Raw genomic sequence first — 1,711 nt, 5'->3', positions numbered from 1 at the left:
GGCCGCCGCCGCGGCACCCGCCCCCGCCGCGCCCGCGGCTCCGCCCGCCACGATTCCGGCGGCCTTGAGCGAATAGCCCGCGGCGAACCAGCCGATTACCGCGACCGGCAGCACCTGCGCCGGGATCTTGTCATTGATGTGCGCCAACTCGCCCACCGCGAGACGGCACTTGGCGCACTCCTCCAGATGCTTGCGCAGCCCGCGCTCCGCCCGCGTCCGCAGCCCACCGCGGGCATACGCCCCGAGCCGGTCCGCGTACCGTGCGCAGTCGCCGCCCGAGGTCTGCGCCGTATTCACATGGGCCTGCAAATAGGCCTGCTTGAGCCCCTCGCGCGCCCGATGGGCCAGGACCGCCGTGGCGTTGGCGCTCAGCCCGAAGAGCGGCGCGACCTCGCTCGGCGACTCCTCCTCGACCGCCGTGTGCCAGAGCACCGCCTGCCAGCGCTCGGGCAGACTGCGGAAGGCCCGCATCGCCATGGAGTGCTCGGCCTCGCGCATCGCCAGCACATCCGCGCCCAGATCGAGCGTGTCCGTGTCGGAGACCTCGGAGGAGCGTGCGGCCTGCGCCGCGAACACCGCGAAGTCCTCGACCAGTTGCTCCCGCTTCGCGGACTTCGTCCAGGAAGCGGCCACCCGCCGTACGGTCGTGAGCAGATACGCCCGCACCGCCTGCTCCGGCCCGGCTCCGCCCCGTACCGCCTGGAGGGTACGGGCGAACACCTCGGCCGTGAGATCGTCCGCGGTGTGCGCGTCGCGGCAGCACGTACGGGCATAACGGCGCACCGCGTCCGAGTGCCTGCGGAACAGTTCTTCGTAGGCGCTGTCGTCGCCGTCCCGCATCCGCTGGATCAGATCGGCGTCCGAGAGAGTTCCCCCGGGCGCCGAGGGATCGACGAGGGACGGCTCGGCCGATGCGGTCGGCACGGCCGAGGACGCCCCGGCGGGCTCGCGCTGCTGAGGCACGCTGCTCTCCGCCTCGACGGGTCCGCCACCGGCGCCGGCCGGCGAACCCGTCGAGGGATGAGGCATCAGACCGCCCGGAAACCCGGCCGGCCGTCCGGACCCGCCGGGCCCGCTCTGCTCAGGGACACTCGGGACGCTCGGGACACCTGGCACACCCGGCACACCCGGCACCCCGGAAGTGCGCCCGCCAGGACCGCCGGGCCCGGCCGTGGTGCCAGGACCGCCCGGGCCCGGGGCGTCTTTGGGGCCGCCCTGGTTCGGCACCTGCGGAGGGACCGTCCCGCCGGGTTCCGTACCGCCGTCGGCACCACCGCCACCGAGCGGCTCGTCCCGTCCGTCACCGCTCATCGCGGAAGCCCCCGTACGCGCCGCCCTCTGAACGCACCCTCTGACCCGAACACCGGGACAGAGTGCCACAGAGCGCCCCCGCGCCCGGACCTTCGAGCCCGGCAACCACTCATCCGGGGACGTTTCCCGGACCCCGGCGTTAACGTTCACCCGTTCGGGGAAGGCTCAACCCCATTCAGAGCTAAGCCAGTTCGAACAGAGCGCCCGCCAACTCCCGGGTCGCGAGCGGCAATAGCCCCGAGCGGCAATAACCGCGCACCGGCGACGGTCACGCCGCAAGGCCGCATCCCGCCCGCGCCCCGGCCAGGCCGACGCCCCTCACGAGAAGCCCCCGACGAAGAGGCCGGTCGCGAAAAACGCCGTCGCGATGAACGCCCCCCAACGCTGTCTCTTCAATGCC

The 1,711-nt window shown here is 73.1% G+C and carries 1 protein-coding gene; it reads right to left on the bottom strand.

The features are described from left to right. Positions 1-1,311: sigma-70 family RNA polymerase sigma factor (locus WH07_RS28305; RefSeq protein ID WP_046505953.1), on the bottom strand; the 1,311-nt coding region annotated here is incomplete at its 3' end. Between the last annotated feature and the right edge of the window lie 400 nt (positions 1,312-1,711).

The organism is Streptomyces odonnellii (genome assembly GCF_000981895.1).
Taxonomy (GTDB): domain Bacteria; phylum Actinomycetota; class Actinomycetes; order Streptomycetales; family Streptomycetaceae; genus Streptomyces; species Streptomyces odonnellii.
This window is presented reverse-complemented; position numbering and strand designations above follow the sequence as displayed.